This is a genomic window from Streptomyces sp. NBC_01428 (assembly GCF_036231965.1).
Lineage (GTDB): Bacteria > Actinomycetota > Actinomycetes > Streptomycetales > Streptomycetaceae > Streptomyces.
In genome coordinates, this window is record NZ_CP109499.1 from 1,932,782 (window position 1) to 1,950,454 (window position 17,673).

A 17,673-nucleotide genomic window follows, 5' to 3' on the forward strand; every position below is an offset into this window, starting at 1 on the left:
CTGTAATTATTTGACAGCGACAGGGATCCCTGTGGCGTATGGTTGCGGGAAACTTCAGCCGCGGGGGGCCTGCGCCGTCGACCCGCGCACGACCAACTCCGGCTCGAACAGGAGCTCTTCGGCCGTCACACTGCTGCCGCCGATCTGTGCGTTGAGCAGTTCCACCGCGGCGCGCCCCATCGCCTCGATCGGCTGGCGGACGGTGGTCAGCGGGGGTTCGGTGCAGTTCATGAAGGCCGAGTCGTCGTAGCCGACGACGGAGATCTCGCCCGGCACACTGAGTCCCTTGCGGCGGGCGGCCCGTACGGCGCCGAGCGCGAGCGGGTCACTCGCGCAGATGATGCCGGTGACACCCCGGTCGAGCAGCCGGGTGGCCGCGGCCTGGCCGCCCTCCAGCGAGAACATCGCCCGGGCGACGTGTTCGTCGGGCAGCTGCGGCGCGAGGGCGCGCGCGGCGGCGAGCTTGCGGCCCGAGGGCATGTGGTCGCCGGGGCCGAGGACGAGGCCGATGCGCTCGTGGCCGAGGGAGTCGAGATGGCGCCAGGCCTGTTCGACGGCGACCGCGTCGTCGCAGGAGACGCAGGGGAATCCGAGGTGTTCGATGGCCGCGTTGACCAGCACCACCGGAATGTTGCGGTCCGCGAGCTGCCGGTAGTGGTCGTGCGGAGCGTCCGCCTGCGCGTAGAGACCGCCGGCGAAGACCACGCCGGAGACCTGCTGCTGAAGCAGCAGTTCCACATAGTCGGCCTCGGAGACGCCGCCCTTGGTCTGGGTGCACAGCACGGGCGTGAGACCGAGCTGGGCGAGCGCCCCGCCGATCACTTCGGCGAAGGCCGGGAAGATCGGGTTCTGCAGCTCGGGCAGGACCAGCCCCACGAGCCGCGCGCGTTCGCCGCGCAACTGGGTCGGCCGCTCGTAGCCGAGGACGTCCAGGGCGGAGAGAACCGCCTGCCGGGTGGAATCGGAGACTCCGGGCTTGCCGTTGAGCACCCGGCTGACCGTGGCCTCGCTGACCCCGACCTTCTTCGCCACCTGAGCAAGTCGTCGCGTCATGACCGCAAGAATAGCGCAAGAAATGCAAGCTGCTTGCGTAACGGACCGGCCACTTCACGAACGGCCTTTCGGCGACCCCTCAGGGAGCGGCCCACAGCCCCCGGACATGCCCCAGGTGGCGGGTCATCACCGCGCGCACCGCCTGCTCGTCGCGGTCCAGGAGGGCGTCGAGAAGCTCCAGGTGCTCCTCCGCCGAAGCCTCCAGCCGGCCTGCCTCGACGAGCGCCGTGAGCCCGTACAGGCGCGAGCGCTTCCTCAGGTCGCCGACGACCTCCACCAGGTGCGCGTTGCCCGCGAGGGCCAGGAGGCCCAGGTGGAAGCGGATGTCCGCCTCCACGTACGCGATGAGGTCGCCGGCCGCCGCGGCGGTCACGATCTCCCGGGCCGCGGGACGCAGGGCCTCCAGGGAGACGGGGTCCGCCGTGGTCGCCAGTCGCACGACCGTGGGGATCTCGATGAGGGAGCGGATGTGCGTGTACTCGTCGAGCTGCCGCTCGGAGACCGCGGTGACCCGGAACCCCTTGTTCGGCACCGTGTCGACCAGTCCCTCCTTGGCCAGATCGAGCATCGCCTCGCGGACCGGCGTCGCCGACACACCGAAGCGCGCCGCCAGCGTGGGCGCCGAGTAGACCTCGCCGGCCCGCAGTTCGCCCGCGATCAGGGCCGCCCGCAGCGCGTCGGCCACGCGCTCGCGATAGCTGCTCCGCTTCCCGCCCAGTGAGGGCAGGGCGGGAGCGGCGGAAGGTGCGCTGCTGCGCTGGGCGGCCATCGGGGTCTCCTCGTACGGGCCGGTGCGTCGCCTTGTCGCCGCACCGGCCGGGTGCCATGTCACGTCCTACTCGGACCACCAGTATCTACGTCCCCGGGGCGGGCCGCTCACAGGACGAACCCGGCCGGGAACGGATCGGTGGGGTCGAGCAGGTACTGGGCCGTCCCGGTGATCCACGCGCGGCCCGTGAAGCTGGGCAGCACCGCGGGGATCCCGGCCACCTCGGTCTCGCCGAGCAGCCGTCCGGTGAACCGTGTCCCGATGAACGACTCGTTCACGAACTCGGTGTGCAGCGGGAGTTCGCCCCGCGCGTGCAGCTGGGCCATGCGCGCGCTGGTACCCGTCCCGCACGGCGACCGGTCGAACCAGCCGGGGTGGATGGCCATCGCGTGGCGCGAGAGACGGGCCGTCGCCCCGGGGGCGTACAGGTGGACGTGGTGGCAGCCGCGGATGGACGGGTCCTCGGGGTGCACGGGCCCGCCCCCGTCCTCGACCGCGTCCATCAGGGCCAGCCCGGCCGCGAGGATCTCGTCCTTGCGGGAGCGGTCGAAGGGCAGTCCGAACTGCTCCAGCGGCAGGATCGCGTAGAAGTTCCCGCCGTACGCGAGGTCGTAGGTCACCGTGCGCCCATCGGCGAGCGTGGCCTTCAGGTCGAGGCCGACGGAGAACGAGGGCACGTTCCGCAGCGTCACCTCCTTCGCCGCGCCGTCCTCGACGGCGACCTCGGCGACGACGACGCCCGCCGGGGTGTCGAGCCGGATCGTGGTGACCGGCTCGACGACCTCGACCATGCCCGTCTCCACCAGTACGGTCGCGACACCGATCGTGCCGTGTCCGCACATCGGGAGGTAGCCGGAGACCTCGATGTAGATCACGCCGAAGTCGCAGTCCGGCCGGGTGGACGGCTGGAGGACGGCGCCGCTCATCGCGGCGTGCCCCCGCGGCTCGTTCATCAGGAGCTGCTTGATGTCGTCGCGGTGCTCACGGAAGTACAGCCGCCGCTCGTTCATCGTCGCGCCCGGGATCGTGCCGATGCCTCCCGTGATCACCCGGGTGGGCATGCCCTCGGTGTGCGAGTCGACGGCGTGCAGGACGAGTTTGCTGCGCATGGCACTCCTGGGTGGTGTCGGCGGGGGACGGACGAGCGGCGGGCCGGCCGCCGCTCAGACGAGACCGGCGGCGACGGCCCGTTCCGTGGCCGACCTGACGGCCGCCTCCTGGGCGGGCAGGAGCGGTACGCGGGGCGGGCGGACCGGGCCGCCGTGGCGGCCGACGATGTCCATGGACAGCTTGATGGCCTGGACGAACTCGACCTGGGAGTCCCAGCGCAGCAGCGGATGCAGCTGCCGGTAGAGCTTGCCGGCCGTGTCGAGGTCTCCGGCGACGGCGGCGCGGTACAGCTCGACGCCCGCCCTGGGCAGCGCGTTCGGGTAGCCGGCCACCCAGCCCTTGGCGCCCGCCACGGCGAGTTCCAGCAGGACGTCGTCGGCCCCGACCAACAGATCGAGGTCCGGGGCGAGTTCGGCGATGCGGTAGGCGCGCCGCACGTCCCCGGAGAACTCCTTGACGCCCTGGATCGAACCGGCCGCGTACAGCTCGGCGAGCAGCTCGGGCACCAGGTCGACCTTGGTGTCGATGGGGTTGTTGTACGCGACGACGGGGAGGCCCGCCCGGGCGACCTCGGCGTAGTGGGCGAGGACGGACCGCTCGTCGGCCCGGTAGGCGTTGGGCGGCAGGAGCATCACGGCGCCACAGCCCGCCTCGGCGGCCTGCTCGGCCCAGCGGCGCGCCTCGGCGGAGCCGTAGGCGGCGACCCCGGGCATCACCCGCTGCCCGCCGATCGCGGAGACGGCGGTCTCGACGACCCGGGCGCGTTCCTCGGGTGTGAGGACCTGGTACTCGCCGAGGGAGCCGTTGGGCACGACGCCGTCGCAGCCGTTCTCGACCAGCCAGGCGCAGTGCTCGGCGTAGCGGTCGTGGTCCACGGAGAGGTCGTCGTTCAGCGGGAGCGCGGTGGCGACGAGAACTCCGCGCCAGGGGCGGTGGTCGGGGGTGACCGTCATGACGTACTCATCCCTCTCGATAGGGTGTGACATTTTACTGAAGCCCGAGTGGAGGGCCTCAGGTGAGGCTCAGGACGGGGACGGGCGGCGCACGGTCGGCGGCCGGGCGGAGGGGGCCGGAGTCCGGCGTTCAGTCATCCGGTTCCTCTCCGGCCCTCGCGAGCACGCCGAGCGGTACCGGGCGCGCCAACAGCCTGCGTGCGGGGGTCGGTTCGCAGCCCGCGAGGCCGACCACCGCCGGTTCGCACATCCGGCCCTGGCACCATCCCATCCCGGCGCGGGTGAGGAGTTTCACGGTGCGGACGTCACCGGCGCCGAGGTCGGCGACGGCCTCGCGGATCGGGCCGGCCGTGACCTCCTCGCAGCGGCACACGACGGTGTCGTCGGTGACCTGGTCCGTCCAGTGCGCGGGCGGCGCGTACACGGTGTCGAGCGCCCCGGAGAAGGCCCGCAGGCGCGTACGGGAGCGGATCGCGCGGGTCGTCGCACGCGGGTCGGGTGCGGTACCGGAGAGCCGGGCCGCGATCGACCAGCCCGCGATGTGTCCCTCCGCCAGGGCGAGGGCGGAACCGCCGACACCGGTGGTCTCCCCCGCGGCCCAGACACCGGGCACGTCGGTGCGCTGCTCGTCGTCGACGTCCACCCGCAGTCCGTCGGTACGGCAGCCGAGCGCCCCGGCGAGATCGGTGTGCGGGATCATGCCGTGGCCGACGGCGAGGGTGTCGCAGGGGATGCGCCGCTCGGTACCGGCCCTGACCCGTCCGTCGGCGTCGAGCGCGGCGACGGTGACGGCGTCGAGCCGCTCGTCGCCGTGCGCCTCGACCACGGTGTGGTGGGAGAGGAACGGGACGCGGTGGCACAGGAGTCGGGCCGCGTACCCCGCGCCCTCGGCGATCTTTCCGGGCTGGGCCGCCAGGGCGGCGGCCCGGCGGGCGAAGGCGCGCGGGTCGGCGGACTCCACCAGCGCGGCGACGTCGGCCCCGGCGGCGGCCAGTCCGGTCGCCACCGGCAGCAGCAGCGGCCCGGTCCCGGCTACGACGGCGGTGCGGCCCGGTACGACGAGTCCGCCCTTGAGCATGGCCTGGGCCCCGCCCGCCGTCACGACACCGGGGAGGGTCCAGCCGGGGAACGGCAGCACCTTCTCGTATCCGCCGGTGGCGAGGAGCACCGCGTCCGCCCGTACGACGACGGAGCGTTCCTGGAGGGGGCCCAGCAGGGCGTGCACCGCGAAGGCCGGCGCCGTGCCGCTGTCGCCCCCGGCCACCGCGCCTTCCACCAGCCAGACATGATGATCCGTCAGATGCTCGACCGTGCCCGCTTCCAGGTGCCGCGCGAGCCCTTCCTCCAGCCGCTCCCAGGTGCGCCACCGGTGGTGCAGGGCGCCGGGACGACGGGCGCGCAGACCGGGTGCGGGGCGCCGGTAGAACTGGCCGCCCGCGGTGACGCCCGCGTCGATCAGCGTCACGCGGATCCCGCGGGCCGCCGCGGCGAGGGACGCGGCGAGCCCCGCGGGGCCCGCGCCGATCACCGCCAGGTGGTGCCGTCCGTCAGTCATCGTGGCCCGTGCCTTCCTGACCGCGGCCCGTGTCGTGGCCGGTGCCGTCCTGAGTGCGGATCGCGTCGCCGGGTTCCAGGGGGACCAGGCAGGCCCGTTGGTTGGGGCGGTCGTTGACGGTGACGAGGCAGTCGAAGCAGACGCCGATGCCGCAGAAGACACCGCGCGGCCTGCCGGAGTCGCGGGTGGTGCGCCAGGAGGTGACGCCCTCGGCCCACAGCGCGGCGGCCACCGTACGGCCGGGCAGTGCCTCGATCTCGCGGCCGTCGAGGGTGACGGTGAACGCGGGTCCGGGCTCGGCCCCGGCGAGTTCCAGCGGGTTCACACGGCCTCCTCGGGGAAGCGGTCGGGCCGGAACGGCGCGAGGTCGAGGTCGGGTGTCGCGCCGGTCATGACCTGCGCGAGGAGGTGACCGGTCCCGGTGGACAGACCGATCCCCGCGCCTTCGTGGCCGCAGGCGTGGAAGAGGCCGGGCGCCCGGGGGTCCGGGCCGATCGCGGGCAGGTGGTCCGGCAGATACGGCCGGAAGCCGAGATAGGTCCGCAGGGCGCGCACCTCCGCCAGGAAGGGGAAGAGCCGGGTGGCGCCCGCGGCCAGTTCGCGGACGACGGGCAGCGAGAACGAGCGGTCGAAGCCGACGCGTTCACGGCTGGCGCCGATCAGGACCGGGCCGGCCGCCGTGCCCTCGACCACCGGTGAGGTCTGGAGGGCGGCCGAGTCGCTGGCCACGTCGGCGACGTAGTCCGCGGCGTACACCTTGTGCCGGACGCGGCGCGGCAGCGGTTCGGTCACCAGGACGAACCCGCGGCGGGGCAGGACGGGAAGGCCGACACCGGCGCGGGCCGCCACCTCACGGCCCCAGGTCCCGGCCGCGTTGACGACGGCCGGCGCGTGCAGGTCACCCCGGTCGGTGCGCACCCCGCGGACCGATCCGTCCCGCGCCCGCAGCACCTCGGTCACGGTGTGCCCCGTGAACAGCCGCGCGCCCGAGGCCCGGACGAGGCGGGCGGCGGCGAGGGCGGGCATCACCTGGGTGTCCTGCGGGTAGTGCACGGCGCCCGCGAGGCCGGGGGCCAGGTGCGGTTCCAGGTCGTGGAGCCGGTCGGCGGTGACCGGTTCGGCCAGGACACCGGCCGCGCGCTGGGCGGTCGCGAACGTCGCCAGCGCGGCCAGCCCGTCGGGCGTGGAGGCCACGACGACCCCGCCCTTGGCCTCGTACTCGACCGCCGCCGCGTGCTCCTCGGCGAGGTCGGCCCACAACCGCCCGGAGAGCAGGGCCAGATCGAGTTCGGGGCCGGGTTCCTTGTCGGAGACGAGGAGGTTCCCCTCGCCCGCGCCGGTCGTGCCGCCGGCGACCGGGCCGCGGTCCACCACGGCCACGTCGAGGCCGGCGCGAGCCGCGTACAGAGCGCAGGCGGCTCCCACCATTCCGGCGCCGACGACCACGACATCGCAGGTAAGGGGCTTGCTCACATCAGTACTATGTCACATGCTTCTGTCGTACGGAATGGTCGGCGCCGCGAGCGGACACGCTGCGTGGACGCCCCGCCGGCCGCGTTCCCGCGACACACCGGGCCGCCCCGACCGCCGTGACCCGCACTGACCGAGACGAGCTGAAGAAGAAGGTGTCCGCCGTGGCCAAGGCCCGGAAGAACGGTCTCTACCGTGGAATCTCCGACGAGCTGTCCGCCCTGATGCGTACGGGCTGGGCCGACACCGAGCGGGGCGACCTGCTGCCGGGCGAGCAGGCGGCGCACGCGGCCCGGCGTCGTGCCGCACTGTCCGCCCTGTTCCCGGGCGAGCGGCTGGTCGTGCCGTCCGGCGGCCTCCGGAACAGGTCGAACGACACCCACTACCCGTTCCGCGCGTACTCGGGCTACGTCCACATGACGGGCGATCAGGCCCGCGACGGAGCGCTGGTGCTGGAGCCGCGGGCGGACGGCGGTCACGACGCGCACTGCTATCAGCTCCCCCGTGACAGCCGGGACAGCGACGAGTTCTGGACGGGCATGACGGCCGAGCTGTGGATGGGCAGGCGCCGCTCCCTCGCCGAGTCGGAGCAGGTGCTCGGGCTCCCCTGCCGCGACATCCGCACGCTCTCCAAGGACCTGGCCGACACCGGCGTCCCGACCCGCGTCGTACGCGGGCACGCCCCCGCGATCGACGCGGCTCTCGTCACCGACGAGGAGCGGGACGCGGAGCTGGAGGAGGCGCTGTCCGGGCTGCGGCTGGTGAAGGACGCGTGGGAGATCGGCGAGCTGCGCCGTGCGGTGGACTCCACCGTGCGCGGATTCGTCGACGTCGTACGGGAGTTGTCGCAGGCCGTCGCCACGTCGGAGCGGTGGATCGAGGGCACGTTCTTCCGGCGCGCCCGGGTCGAGGGCAACGACGTCGGCTACGGCTCGATCTGCGCGGCCGGCGAACACGCCACGATCATGCACTGGGTGGAGAACGACGGCCCCGTCCGCCCCGGTGAACTGCTGCTCCTCGACGCGGGCGTGGAGACCCGCACGCTGTACACCGCCGACGTGACCCGCACCCTCCCGATCAGCGGCACGTTCACACCGCTGCAACGGGAGATCTACGACGCGGTGTACGAGGCGCAGGAGGCCGGCATGGCGGCGGTGAGGCCCGGCGCCCCGTACCGCGCCTTCCATGACGCCGCCCAGTGGTCGATGACCGAGCGGCTGGTGGCCTGGGGGCTCGTCGAGGGCCCGGTGCGGCGGGCGTTCGACCTCGGTCTGCAGCGTCGCTTCACCATGGCGGGCACGGGACACATGCTCGGACTCGACGTGCACGACTGCGCGCAGGCCCGCAACGAGGACTACGTCGGCGGTGTCCTGGAGCCGGGCATGGTCCTCACCGTGGAGCCGGGCCTGTACTTCCAGCCGGACGACCTGACGGTGCCCGAGGAGTGGCGGGGCATCGGCGTCCGGATCGAGGACGACCTCCTGGTCACGGCGGACGGCTACGAGAACCTGTCGGGCGCTCTGCCGCGCTCGGCCGACGAGGTCGAGGCGTGGATGCGGGAGCACGCGGGATAGCCGCGACGAGTGTCGGGGTGCACGGTCCGGGTCACCGTCGGACACCCCTGAGCGGCCCAACGAGCCGCCGGCGTAGGCCACTTCGCCCGCGTACGGGGTCTTCTCAGGGGTAGTCGGAAGGCTCCGCGCACACATCGTGCGCGCAGCGGGCGGGATCCGAGGGGAGCCCGTCACGGAAGGGGAGACCGATGATGGGGAAGCTCTCCGACGTCCTGACCCGGCACCTGTGGCTCCAGGTCGTCCTGTCGTGGCTGGTGGCCACGGCCGTCCTGCTGCTGATCTATCCGGGCCGCTCGGTCCCGGCCGTGCTGGCCCGGGTCGTGATCACGTCCGTGGGAGGTCTCTGGTTCGCCCTGCGGTTCCGCTCCCGGGAGAAGCGGGCAACGGGCGGCTCGGCCGAGGGACTCGCCGACCTGGAGCGGCAGTTGCGCTCGGGCGAGGTGCCCGCCGACCCGGAGCGGCGGGCGGTCCTGCGCGAACTGGTGGACCGGCGGCTGCACCGGACCCGGCACCGCGGGGCGGCTCTGGTGTTCCTCTTCCTCCTCTTCGGGGGTGTGGTGATGCTGACGGCCCTGACGGCGGGACCGCGGCAGACGCTCGGGTTCGGGCTGCCGGCGGTGGTCTTCCTGACCTGGGCCGTCGTCGGCGGCGGCCGGGGGCAGCGGCGGTTGCGTGCCATGCGGGACCTCCTCGCCGCGGCCCCGGACTCCACGGGGCCGGATCGCCCCGCACCGGGTCCTGCCGGTCCCGGCGTCCCGGCGTCGAACGGGGCGGGCACCGGCCGGCCGGGGCCGCAGCGGTGATCCGGGAGCGGAGCCGCCCGCGGTGCGGGTCCGGTCAGATCCTGCTCTCGGTGGCGGTGTCCGCCGAGAGCCGCTGGGCCACGTAGATCGGGACGACCGAGAGCAGCACGAGGACGGCCCGCGACGACGTTCACGACCGGGGCCTGCCGGGGTCGCGTCACGAGCTGGCGTCGGCCGAGGACGCCGCCGCCCGCAGCCGCGTCCACGGGCGTTTCCACGTCGAACTCGCCGCGGCGGCGCAGTCCGCGAGGCTGACCCGTGAACAGGTCGCGCTGCAGACCGAGGTGGGGGCGCTGATGGGGACGCCGGCCGGCTGAAGCGGCGGCGGGTTCGCCCCGGGGACCGGGCCCGAGGGCTCAGACCGCGCGCAGTTCGGCTGCGCCGTTGCGGGTGGTGCGCGCCGTGCCGGGGCCGCCCGGCGCCGGACGGACCGCCTCGCGCAGGACCAGCGTCATCCGCGTATAGCCCATGTCCTGAAGGGTTTTGGGGGTGTCGTCGACGATGCGGCAGTCGGTGCTGCCCCAGCGCGGGTCCGGGTGCACGACCGGGCGCACCGCGCCGTCGTGCTGCACCGCACCCGGGCCGACGGCGCGGATCCAGTGCGGCAGACCGTGTCGATAGGCCGCGTCCATGATCGGGTCCTGGGCGATGTCCCGGCGGATCGACAGGAGTCCGCGGTCCTGTCCGTGCCGCTCGACGGCCGCCGCGAAGTGCGCGAGCATGGGCAGACACCAGCTCGACTCGTGCTCGCCGAGAACGGTGGCCGCGTCGGGGTGGAACAGGACGAAACGCAGGAAGTTGTCGCCCGGCATGGCGGTCGGATGCGCTCCGACACCGCTGAAAAGTGTCTCGAACCCGGCGTTGGACAGCACGACGTCCCAGCGGTGGTCGAACACCACGGAGGGGAACGGCACGGCCTCGATCAGGCTCGCGTAGTCCTGGAGGTACGCCTGAGCTTCGAGACTGTCGGGGACAGGTCGCGGCTGGGACCGCTGCCTTCCTGCCTGGTACGCCATCGGGAGGTCACCCCTCTTGCCTCTGCGGCCTTCACGCGGCGCACCGATCCTGCTGCCCAGGGCACAGGCGTGTCAACTATCGTGGCATTTGGCGCTTGTTGACGGCTGAATCTCGCCACAGTTGTGGCGAGACCTGGATGTGAGTTCGAGCAAGGGGCTACGCTCCGCATGGTCCCCGGTCTTCGCGCCGGGACGCGTCCTGGCCCTCGCGTCCGGATGGCTCCCGACCTTCGTGAGAGCGACCTGAGAGAGACGTAGGAGATCTGTCGGTGACGGATGGCTTCGAGGTTCCGGGCGCCACGGCGACGGTTCTGCTGCAGGCCGTCGTGGCCCGGGTCACCACACTCGCCGACCGGCTCGGCGTCCAGCACGCCGAGGTCTTCGACGTCCGGCGCCTGTCGGCCGAATCCGGTGTCCCCGAGCCCGTGGTCAAGACCCTGCTCGGCGGACGCCCCGCCGGCGAACCCGACCTGCAGGCCCGCTTCCTGCAACGACTCGACCTGCTGCGCCGCACCCGGCTCAAGCCCAACGGGCGGCGCTACACCCAGCAGGAGATCGCGGACGGCGCCGGCATGTCGCGCCAGCAGGCGGGCGCCCTCATCAACGGCGACCGGCGCCCCACCATGGAGCACTGCGACGCCATCCAGCGCTTCTTCCGCGTGCACGCCGGATTCCTGACCGCGGAGGACTCCGAGGCGCTCGTGGGCGCCCTCCAGCGCTCCGAACAGGAACTCCTGCAACGACTCGCCGACCGGGAACGGGCGGCGGCCACCGTCGCCGACGACCCGCTGGACCGGCTGCTCCTCGACCACGGGGTCCGCGGAATCGCCTGGCGGGCCGCGCAGTTGCCCACCGACCAGCACCGGGACAAGGTCGCCGAGTGGCTGGACATGCTCCTGGAGAGCGTCAAGCGGCCAGAGTCGTGAGCCGGGGGAGATCTGTGGGCATCGGAAGGGACATGCGCCGCCTGTGCGGCGAGCTGGTCGCGGAGCTGTCGCTCCCGGCCCCGGCGGCGCCCGCCGACCTGTACGCGGCGCTGTGCGGCGCCATGAGCAGACGCCGCGGCCGTCCCGTCCAGTTCCGTACGGCCCCCTTCCCGCCCGGCACCGCCAGCGGTCTGTGGCTCGACATGGCCGAACAGGACCTCGTCGTCATCGAGGAACGCACCGCGCCGGACCACCAGTTGGTCATCCTGGGCCACGAGCTGTGGCACATGAAGGCCGGGCACTGCGGTCACCACGTCGCGGGCGCCGCCGTCGCGGCCCGCTTACTGGACGACGGCGCCGACCTCGGGGCGACCGTCCTCAAGGTGGCCGCCCGCACCCGCTTCGACCTCGCCGACGAGAAGGAGGCCGAGAGCTTCGGTCTGCTGCTCGCCAGCAAGTGCCGCACCTGGCTGGCCGGTTCGTCACTGCGCGGCCCGGTGCAGCGGGACGGCCTGGCCGGCCGCATCGAGGCGTCCCTCGGCTATCGCGGGCCGCGGGGCTGAAGGTCCCGCGACCATGGACGGATCCAGCTACTACATCCCTGCCGTCGCCATGGGCGCCGCCCTCGCCTTCAAGGGGCCCGCGCTGCTGCGCGGCTGGCGCGACCCCCTGCTGCGCTCCGTGGGCGTCCTGCTGGCGCTCGCGGGCCTGGTCTTCCTCTTCGCGGCCCCGCCGACCATCGCCGCCGTCAACGACGTCACCGGGATACCGAACGTCTCCGGGCCCCTGGTCTACTGCCTGTTGAGCGCCTTCAGCGCCTCCTGTCTGGTGCTGATCATCAACTGGCGTGGCGGACCGCCCGAGGTGACCCGCCGTCTCGCCCGCCGCTGGATCCTCGGCTACACGGTGGTCGGCGTGGCCCTGATCGCGCTGTTCGCCCTCGGGGAGACGCCCGTCGAACGGCTGCGGGACCTCGACACCTACTACGCCAACACCCCGTTCATCCGCGAGATGATCGTGCTCTACCTCGTCTCGCTCTCCGTCGCGGGAATCGCGATGAACGTCATGTGCTGGCGCTGGGCGGCGCAGGTCCGCGGCCGGCTGCGCGCCGGACTGGTGATCATCGCGCTCGGCTCCCTGTTCAACATCCCCTACTCGGCGGCCAAGTTCGCCGCCGTGGTGGCCCGCTGGAGCGGCGGCGACCTGGACGGCCTGAGCACCAATGTCGCACCCGTACTGGCGTCGGCCGGCGCCCAGCTCACGGCGGTCGGCTTCTGTGTACCGCTGGCCTGCCAGCGCATCGGGGACAACTGGAACACCTGGTCCACCTACCGCAGACTCGGGCCGCTGTGGCGGGAGCTGCGTCCGGTCGCCGCTCCGGAGGACCGCGCCGTGCGCATCTCCTGGTGGTCGCCCGCCGAACTCCAGGTCACACAGCGCGAGTCCGACATCCACGACGGCATGCTCAGCCTGTATCCCTACTTCGACTCCGCGCTGCGCTCCCGGGCGTACGCCGCCGCCGTCGCCGCCGGCTCCTCCCCCGGCGACGCGCAGGCCGAGGCCGACGCCGCGATGGTGACGGACGCCGTGCGGGCGAGGGCCGCCGATCCCGACGGCAGGGTCATCACCTCGGCGGACGCGGCCACCCCGCCGGGCACCGGGGGCCCCTCCTCCGTGCACGGTGACGGTCCGCGTGATCTCGTCCGTATGTCGATCGCGCTGCGCGAGTCGGCGGTCGTGGCGGCGTCCCGCCGACGGACCGGGCACGTCGGCTCCCGGGCCGCAGACTTCACCACCGAGTCCGCCGGGACGGCCGAGCCCGCGGCGGCCGACCAGGGCCGGGGCGACCGACCCCGACCCGGATCAGGTGGCGCGGGGTGACCGACCCCGACCCGGATCAGGTGGCGCGGGGTGACCGACCCCGTTCCCGCTCAGGTGGCGCTGCGTTCGCTCGCCTCGCGCAGGTCCCGCTCCAGCGCACGGTTCCTGGCACTGTCCGGCTGACCCGCCGCCGTACCGGGGCGTCCGGCGCGCAGCAGTTCGCGCCAGTGCTCGCGGCTCCAGTCGGCCGGCCGCGTACCGGTCGTGAACTCCTCGACCAGGGCGAGGAAACGGGCCGGGTCACTGTGGAACGGGAAGTGGCCGGCGCCCTCGAAGATCTCCAGCCGGCTGCCGGGCATGGCCTCGTGGGCTCCGTAGGCGTGCCGCACCGGCACCACGCTGTCCCGGTCGCCCCACAGGAGCATGGTGGGCATGCCCTCGGTGAGGTAGCAGCGGTCGAGCATGGTGACCGCCTGGCCGCGCCAGTCGACGACGGCCCGCAGCGTCCGGATGAACGCGCTGCGGGACGTGGTGTCGGGCAACGCGTCCACCAGGTTCAGCAACTCCGGTGCGTCCTGCCCCAGATCGGTGTCGAGCAGCCGCATCAGCCGCAGGAAGAGCCCCACTTGGAGGCGCATGCCGGGCAACTGCAGGGAGGAGAGGACGAGATGGGCGCCGGGCAGGGAGACGGCGCGCAGGACGGGATTGACCTCGCCGCCCACACCGCCCGCGCTCACGAGGATCAGCCGTTCGGTGCGTTCCGGGAACTGGTACGCGAACTGCATCGCCACTCCCCCGCCCAGCGAGTGCCCGACCAGTGTGGCGGACTCGATGTCGAGGGTCGTCAGCAGGTCGCGGACCCCGTTGGCGTAGGCGGCCACCGAGTAGTCGGCACGCGGCTTGTCGGAATCGCCGTGACCGAGCAGATCGGGTGCGATCACCGTGTGGCTGCGGGCGAGGTCGGGGATCAGGTCGGCCCAGGTCGCGGAGGAGTCGCCGATGCCGTGGATCAGGACGAGCGCCGGGCCCTCGCCGGCCATCCGGTACGCGCGCCGGTAGCCGTGCACGACGCGGTGGCGCAGGCGCAGTTCCGCGTCGTGCACGGAGCGCAGCCGTGGGGTGCGGCGCTGATGCGGGGGCGGTGAGTCGTCCACGGGTCGGCCTCCCCGTTCCGGGCGACCGCTGGGCGGCCGACGCAGTCCACGAGCCGTCGCGACGACGGCTCCGGGGCCGCCCGGTGGGCGGCCTCCAGCTCTCCTCCTCAGCGTAGGGCCCCTGTTCCACAAGGGATTTCCGTGAGGTTTCGCCTCCGCTAAGCGGGCGAACCCGCACGGACCGAGACCGGATTGTCAGTGGCGGACGGCAAGCTGGGTCCAGGAGCAGTGTCACGACAAGCCGACCGGGAGAGCCGTCCGATGCCGACCGCCGTACTGACCGAACACGAACGCGCCGCCGTGCAGGCCTATCTCCGTCTCCTCCAGACGGTTCGAGCAGCGTTCGACGGCCCACCCGACGGGGGCCGACCACCCATGGTGCCGCCGGCCGTCCTCGCCGAGGCGGAGCGGGCACTGGCGGCGGCCGGACTCGCGGGCAACGAGGAGGAGTTCTTCCGGCTGCTCCAGGCGTGGTGCCCGGAGCCGGACTGGTCGTGAGACGTGAACTGGTCCGGGGTGGGGGCCTGTCGGGAGGGGTGGGGTCCGGTCCCCGGAGCGGGGACGGGGGTCTGGCCGGGCGACGGGGCGGGGGTCCGGGTGCGGGTGCGGGTGCGGGTGCGGGTGCGGGTGCGGGTGCGGGTGCGGGTGGGATGTGTACCCGGGTCCTCGTCAGGGTCCGGGGTCGGGTCCCTGTCCGGCATCGAGACCGGGACCGGCACCGGGTTCGGGTCCGGGCCGGGGGCCGGGGTCAGGGGTAGGGCGAGGCACCGGGTCGGGGCCGGAGTTGGGGCCAGGGGCCGGGATGGGGCGAAGCACCGGGTCGGGGCTGGGGTCGGGGCCAGGGGCCGGGATGGGATGCGGAGACAGGCTCGGCACCCGACCACGGCCCACGCCCGCGTCTGGTCCTGAGCCCGCCCCGGCCCCTGCGCCTAAGTCTCCGCCTGCGCCTGCGCCTGCGCCCGTGACAGGCGAACCGCCGCGGGGCCGGTGGATCTCGGCGCCGTGTCGAGCCCGGAGCGACGCTCCCCCGGCGAGGCTGTCGTCGAGGAACGCGGACAGTTCGGAGAGCGCGTCCAGGGCCCGCTGGAGCGCGGGGCGCCGTTCACCGTGCGCGACGGCGATCAGGAACCAGGTGACGGGATCGGCCCACACCCTCCGGTCGGGCTCCGCCAGGAGGTCGCAGAACTCCCGGTAGCTGCGCAGCCGTCCCTCGGGTTCGAGGAGGGCGTCCGTGCCGATGCTGGACTGGGTCGCGTAGTAGATCTCGCAGGCGGCGAAGGCCGCGTGCACCTTCTGCAACAGGCCGGGCAGCCGCGTGTCGTCGTTGCCGGCCAGGCGCAGGAAGGGCAGGTCGTGACGGGTTCGGGTCATCTGTGCGAACAGGCAGGCGGTCATCCACACGCTGGACGCGAGGACGACACCTTTCCCGGCGAACCAGTCGGCGCCCTTGCCCTCCATCTCGCGCGGGTCGGTGAGGACCTGCGCGGGTGGGTAACAGCCGTCGCGGTCCACGGAGGTGGCGTAGAGGGAGAGCCGGTGGTGGACCTCGGCGGTGTGCCACCGGAGGGGGTTGAGGTACGCCATGGTCCGGGTCTCCCGCTGGACCCGCTCGCTGTCACGCCTCTGTTGCCGACCGGACACCCACGCGAGCGTCAGGGAGATGGCGCCCGAGGTCACCGCGGAGATCAGGGTTACGGACAGGGCGTCCACGAGGCTGCCTCTTTCACACGGGATCGGTGGACGGAGGGGGTGGCTGCGGGGCGACCGGTGACCGGCGTCGGGCCGTGGGCGGCCACGGACGGGCGGACGCGGCGGAGTCGACGCCCGGATCCGGCCGCGGCCACCTCATGGGCCGTCGCGTCTCACGGCCCGTCTCGTCTCACGGCCGGCCGCCGAACTGCCACAGGTGGACCTCGATGTCGGCGTATCGGCCGACGGCATGGGGGTCGGCGCCGAGCACGGCACGCGCCGCGTCCGGATCCGACGCGCGCACCAACGCGGCCGTACCGAGCCAGGTGCGCCCGTCGTCGGACAGCAGAGGCCCGTACGCGATCAACTCGGCGCGCTCGGTGGGAGGAACCGGATCGGGGAGGCCGGAGGCGTCGATCTCCCGCCCCTCGCCGAGGCCGAGGACCAGGTAGCGCGTGCCGCCGGTCCGCCCGCCGGGGAAGTCCCACATGGTGCGCCCCAGCAGGTTCCGCCAGCGGCGCAGCATCACGTCCCGGTACACGCCCGCCTGATAGCCGGGCTCGTCGAACGCGAACGCGCGGGCGGCCGGGACGTCCGGCAGGTCGACGATGTGCACGCTGCCGGTGGGGGCGTCGTCGTCACCGGGGCCGGTGAGGGTCGGCCCGCGGGCGATCATCTCCTTCGCGTACCCGTCCATGTAGGACCAGTGGTCCTCCAGCAACGCGTCACGCAGCGCGAGGGATTCGGCCCGGTCACGGTGATAGCAGAAGAACTCCATACCCCCACTCTGTACCACCGGACACCCGTCCGCCCCGGCCATGGAAAAGCCACCGCACCCGCACCGCCGACGGCCCCCGGGCCCCACCGGGAGGCGACCGGAACGGGCAGGGAGCAGGGAGCAGAGAAGTGCAGGCGCTCGCTCCGCCCGTTCCGTTCAGCGCTCCTGCGGAGGTGTCCACGTGTACGGCGTTGCCGTGGTCGCCGGGTGGAAGCCGAGGCGGTGCAGGGTCGGTGCGCTGGCGTGGGACGCGTCGACGTGGAGGTGTTCGGCGCCTCGGGCCACGGCCAGGCGGGCCCGGGCGGCGGTGAGGGCGCGGTAGATTCCGCGGCCGCGCCAGGGCGGGACCGTCGTGCCGCCGCGGAGGCCGGCGAAGGTGCCGCCGGGGGTGAGGACGAGCCACGCGGCGGAGACGACCTCGTCGTCGGCCTCGGCGACGAGGACGGCCACGTCGTCGGGCGCCGCCTCGATCTGCCCGTTCAGGAAGGCGTGGAGCGGGCGCCAGTCCATGTCCCACACGGCTCCCTCCATCATCGCGATCCGGCGGATGTCGGGTTCCGCCGCGACGCGTCGCAGGACGACTCCCTCGGGGAGCCGAGGCTCCGTCGCCAGGTCCGCCGCGCGGCCGATCAGCACCGTCTGGGTGGGACCCGGAACGAAGCCCGCCGCGCGGAGGCGGTCGCCGAGGTCGGCCGGCCTGTCGTGGCCGCGGATCTTCCACTCGACGGCCTCACCGCGTGCGGCGAAGTGGTCGCGCTGCCGGGCGATCAGCCGGTCCAGGTCCGCGCCGCCCGGCCCCAGGTCGCGGGGGCCGATGACGAAGCCGCAGGGATGCCCGACCACCCGGTGCACCGGCCCGTCCCTCTCCCATCGCACTCCGGCGGGCAGCGCGGGCGGAACCCCTCGCATCTGTGCGTCGTACGCGGCCAGCAGCGCCTCGATGTCGTCCGTCACGGTGTCGAGCGTACGGAGGTGTGTTCCGTGCCCGCGCGGCCCCCGGCG

The 17,673-nt window shown here is 73.3% G+C and carries 18 protein-coding genes and 2 pseudogenes; 7 read left to right on the forward strand and 13 right to left on the reverse strand.

Features of this window, described 5'->3' with window-relative positions:
• Positions 1–54: 54 nt before the first annotated feature.
• The 7 genes from OG406_RS08445 to OG406_RS08475 form a co-directional block, all read right to left on the reverse strand.
• Entirely contained in the window at positions 55–1,053 is a 999-nt protein-coding gene (locus OG406_RS08445; RefSeq protein WP_203659742.1) for a LacI family DNA-binding transcriptional regulator, read from the reverse strand.
• A 79-nt stretch (positions 1,054–1,132) separates the two neighbouring features.
• Complete coding sequence (locus OG406_RS08450) at positions 1,133–1,822, reverse strand: GntR family transcriptional regulator (RefSeq protein WP_164371468.1); 690 nt, start codon at positions 1,820–1,822, stop codon at positions 1,133–1,135.
• Between the two features lie 107 nt (positions 1,823–1,929).
• The gene (locus tag OG406_RS08455) at positions 1,930–2,931 is read right to left on the reverse strand and encodes a proline racemase family protein (protein WP_164371469.1); all 1,002 of its coding nucleotides are present in this window, start codon (positions 2,929–2,931) and stop codon (positions 1,930–1,932) included.
• A 54-nt stretch (positions 2,932–2,985) separates the two neighbouring features.
• Positions 2,986–3,885, reverse strand: a complete 900-nt coding sequence (locus OG406_RS08460; protein ID WP_267049027.1) for a dihydrodipicolinate synthase family protein — start codon at positions 3,883–3,885, stop codon at positions 2,986–2,988.
• A gap of 130 nt (positions 3,886–4,015) precedes the next feature.
• Positions 4,016–5,440, reverse strand: coding sequence for an FAD-dependent oxidoreductase (locus tag OG406_RS08465; RefSeq protein ID WP_329185053.1), 1,425 nt, complete (start codon positions 5,438–5,440; stop codon positions 4,016–4,018).
• Complete coding sequence (locus tag OG406_RS08470) at positions 5,433–5,765, reverse strand: (2Fe-2S)-binding protein (protein ID WP_329185056.1); 333 nt, start codon at positions 5,763–5,765, stop codon at positions 5,433–5,435. The genes OG406_RS08465 and OG406_RS08470 overlap by 8 nt, the downstream gene beginning before the upstream one ends.
• Entirely contained in the window at positions 5,762–6,913 is a 1,152-nt protein-coding gene (locus tag OG406_RS08475; protein ID WP_329185058.1) for an NAD(P)/FAD-dependent oxidoreductase, read from the reverse strand. Before OG406_RS08475 ends, OG406_RS08470 begins: the two co-directional genes overlap by 4 nt.
• 161 nt (positions 6,914–7,074) lie before the next feature.
• On the opposite strand from OG406_RS08475, the gene OG406_RS08480 reads away from it, so the two are divergent.
• Both OG406_RS08480 and OG406_RS08485 read left to right on the forward strand, forming a co-directional pair.
• On the forward strand, positions 7,075–8,484 hold the full coding sequence (locus OG406_RS08480; protein WP_329190701.1) for an aminopeptidase P family protein: 1,410 nt from the start codon (positions 7,075–7,077) through the stop codon (positions 8,482–8,484).
• Positions 8,485–8,672: 188 nt separating this feature from the next.
• Positions 8,673–9,287 (forward strand): hypothetical protein, encoded by a 615-nt coding sequence (locus OG406_RS08485; RefSeq protein WP_329185060.1) that lies wholly within the window; start codon positions 8,673–8,675, stop codon positions 9,285–9,287.
• 34 nt (positions 9,288–9,321) lie between these two features.
• On the opposite strand, the pseudogene OG406_RS08490 reads toward OG406_RS08485, so the two are convergent.
• Positions 9,322–9,448 (reverse strand): annotated as a pseudogene (locus OG406_RS08490) (ABC transporter permease); the annotation flags it as partial.
• Between OG406_RS08490 and OG406_RS08495 the strand changes: the two are divergent.
• Positions 9,449–9,586: pseudogene (locus tag OG406_RS08495) on the forward strand (GntR family transcriptional regulator); the annotation flags it as partial.
• 57 nt (positions 9,587–9,643) lie between these two features.
• On the opposite strand, the gene OG406_RS08500 reads toward OG406_RS08495, so the two are convergent.
• Positions 9,644–10,303 carry an MmyB family transcriptional regulator gene (locus tag OG406_RS08500; RefSeq protein ID WP_164371475.1) on the reverse strand — a complete coding sequence of 220 codons (660 nt, stop codon included), beginning with the start codon at positions 10,301–10,303 and terminating at the stop codon, positions 9,644–9,646.
• 269 nt (positions 10,304–10,572) lie between these two features.
• Here OG406_RS08500 and OG406_RS08505 point away from each other — a divergent pair, with 269 nt between their 5' ends.
• Genes OG406_RS08505 through OG406_RS08515 form a run of 3 tightly spaced genes read left to right on the forward strand, consistent with a single transcriptional unit; the run spans position 10,573 to position 13,110 of the window.
• A complete protein-coding gene (locus OG406_RS08505; RefSeq protein WP_081220336.1) occupies positions 10,573–11,229 on the forward strand; it encodes a helix-turn-helix domain-containing protein in 657 nt (218 codons plus the stop codon).
• A gap of 32 nt (positions 11,230–11,261) precedes the next feature.
• Complete coding sequence (locus tag OG406_RS08510; protein ID WP_164371523.1) at positions 11,262–11,792, forward strand: toxin-antitoxin system, toxin component; 531 nt, start codon at positions 11,262–11,264, stop codon at positions 11,790–11,792.
• A 13-nt stretch (positions 11,793–11,805) separates the two neighbouring features.
• Positions 11,806–13,110, forward strand: coding sequence for an MAB_1171c family putative transporter (locus OG406_RS08515; RefSeq protein ID WP_329185063.1), 1,305 nt, complete (start codon positions 11,806–11,808; stop codon positions 13,108–13,110).
• 50 nt (positions 13,111–13,160) lie between these two features.
• Here the strand turns inward: OG406_RS08515 and OG406_RS08520 are convergent, their stop codons facing one another.
• Positions 13,161–14,204 (reverse strand): alpha/beta fold hydrolase, encoded by a 1,044-nt coding sequence (locus OG406_RS08520; RefSeq protein ID WP_081220335.1) that lies wholly within the window; start codon positions 14,202–14,204, stop codon positions 13,161–13,163.
• A 261-nt stretch (positions 14,205–14,465) separates the two neighbouring features.
• Between OG406_RS08520 and OG406_RS08525 the strand changes: the two genes are divergently transcribed.
• A complete protein-coding gene (locus OG406_RS08525; protein ID WP_164371476.1) occupies positions 14,466–14,702 on the forward strand; it encodes a hypothetical protein in 237 nt (78 codons plus the stop codon).
• A gap of 171 nt (positions 14,703–14,873) precedes the next feature.
• Here OG406_RS08525 and OG406_RS08530 read toward each other — a convergent pair whose 3' ends face one another.
• The 3 genes from OG406_RS08530 to OG406_RS08540 all read right to left on the reverse strand — a co-directional run bounded on the left by OG406_RS08530 (position 14,874) and on the right by OG406_RS08540 (position 17,580).
• Positions 14,874–15,914, reverse strand: coding sequence for a hypothetical protein (locus tag OG406_RS08530; RefSeq protein ID WP_329185064.1), 1,041 nt, complete (start codon positions 15,912–15,914; stop codon positions 14,874–14,876).
• 169 nt (positions 15,915–16,083) lie between these two features.
• Positions 16,084–16,671: a YciI family protein gene (locus OG406_RS08535; protein ID WP_329185066.1), complete on the reverse strand. Its 588-nt coding sequence runs from the start codon at positions 16,669–16,671 to the stop codon at positions 16,084–16,086.
• A 156-nt stretch (positions 16,672–16,827) separates the two neighbouring features.
• Positions 16,828–17,580 (reverse strand): GNAT family N-acetyltransferase, encoded by a 753-nt coding sequence (locus tag OG406_RS08540; RefSeq protein WP_267050049.1) that lies wholly within the window; start codon positions 17,578–17,580, stop codon positions 16,828–16,830.
• Positions 17,581–17,673 lie beyond the last annotated feature (93 nt).

Coding starts and splice junctions, on each gene's coding strand:
- OG406_RS08465 (WP_329185053.1), bottom strand. CDS start 5,440: ATGACTGACGGACGGCACCACCTGGCGGTGATCGGCGCGGGCCCCGCG.
- OG406_RS08460 (WP_267049027.1), bottom strand. CDS start 3,885: ATGACGGTCACCCCCGACCACCGCCCCTGGCGCGGAGTTCTCGTCGCC.
- OG406_RS08510 (WP_164371523.1), top strand. CDS start 11,262: ATGCGCCGCCTGTGCGGCGAGCTGGTCGCGGAGCTGTCGCTCCCGGCC.
- OG406_RS08485 (WP_329185060.1), top strand. CDS start 8,673: ATGATGGGGAAGCTCTCCGACGTCCTGACCCGGCACCTGTGGCTCCAG.
- OG406_RS08515 (WP_329185063.1), top strand. CDS start 11,806: ATGGACGGATCCAGCTACTACATCCCTGCCGTCGCCATGGGCGCCGCC.
- OG406_RS08540 (WP_267050049.1), bottom strand. CDS start 17,580: ATGCGAGGGGTTCCGCCCGCGCTGCCCGCCGGAGTGCGATGGGAGAGG.
- OG406_RS08450 (WP_164371468.1), bottom strand. CDS start 1,822: ATGGCCGCCCAGCGCAGCAGCGCACCTTCCGCCGCTCCCGCCCTGCCC.
- OG406_RS08525 (WP_164371476.1), top strand. CDS start 14,466: ATGCCGACCGCCGTACTGACCGAACACGAACGCGCCGCCGTGCAGGCC.
- OG406_RS08535 (WP_329185066.1), bottom strand. CDS start 16,671: ATGGAGTTCTTCTGCTATCACCGTGACCGGGCCGAATCCCTCGCGCTG.
- OG406_RS08445 (WP_203659742.1), bottom strand. CDS start 1,053: ATGACGCGACGACTTGCTCAGGTGGCGAAGAAGGTCGGGGTCAGCGAG.
- OG406_RS08500 (WP_164371475.1), bottom strand. CDS start 10,303: ATGGCGTACCAGGCAGGAAGGCAGCGGTCCCAGCCGCGACCTGTCCCC.
- OG406_RS08455 (WP_164371469.1), bottom strand. CDS start 2,931: ATGCGCAGCAAACTCGTCCTGCACGCCGTCGACTCGCACACCGAGGGC.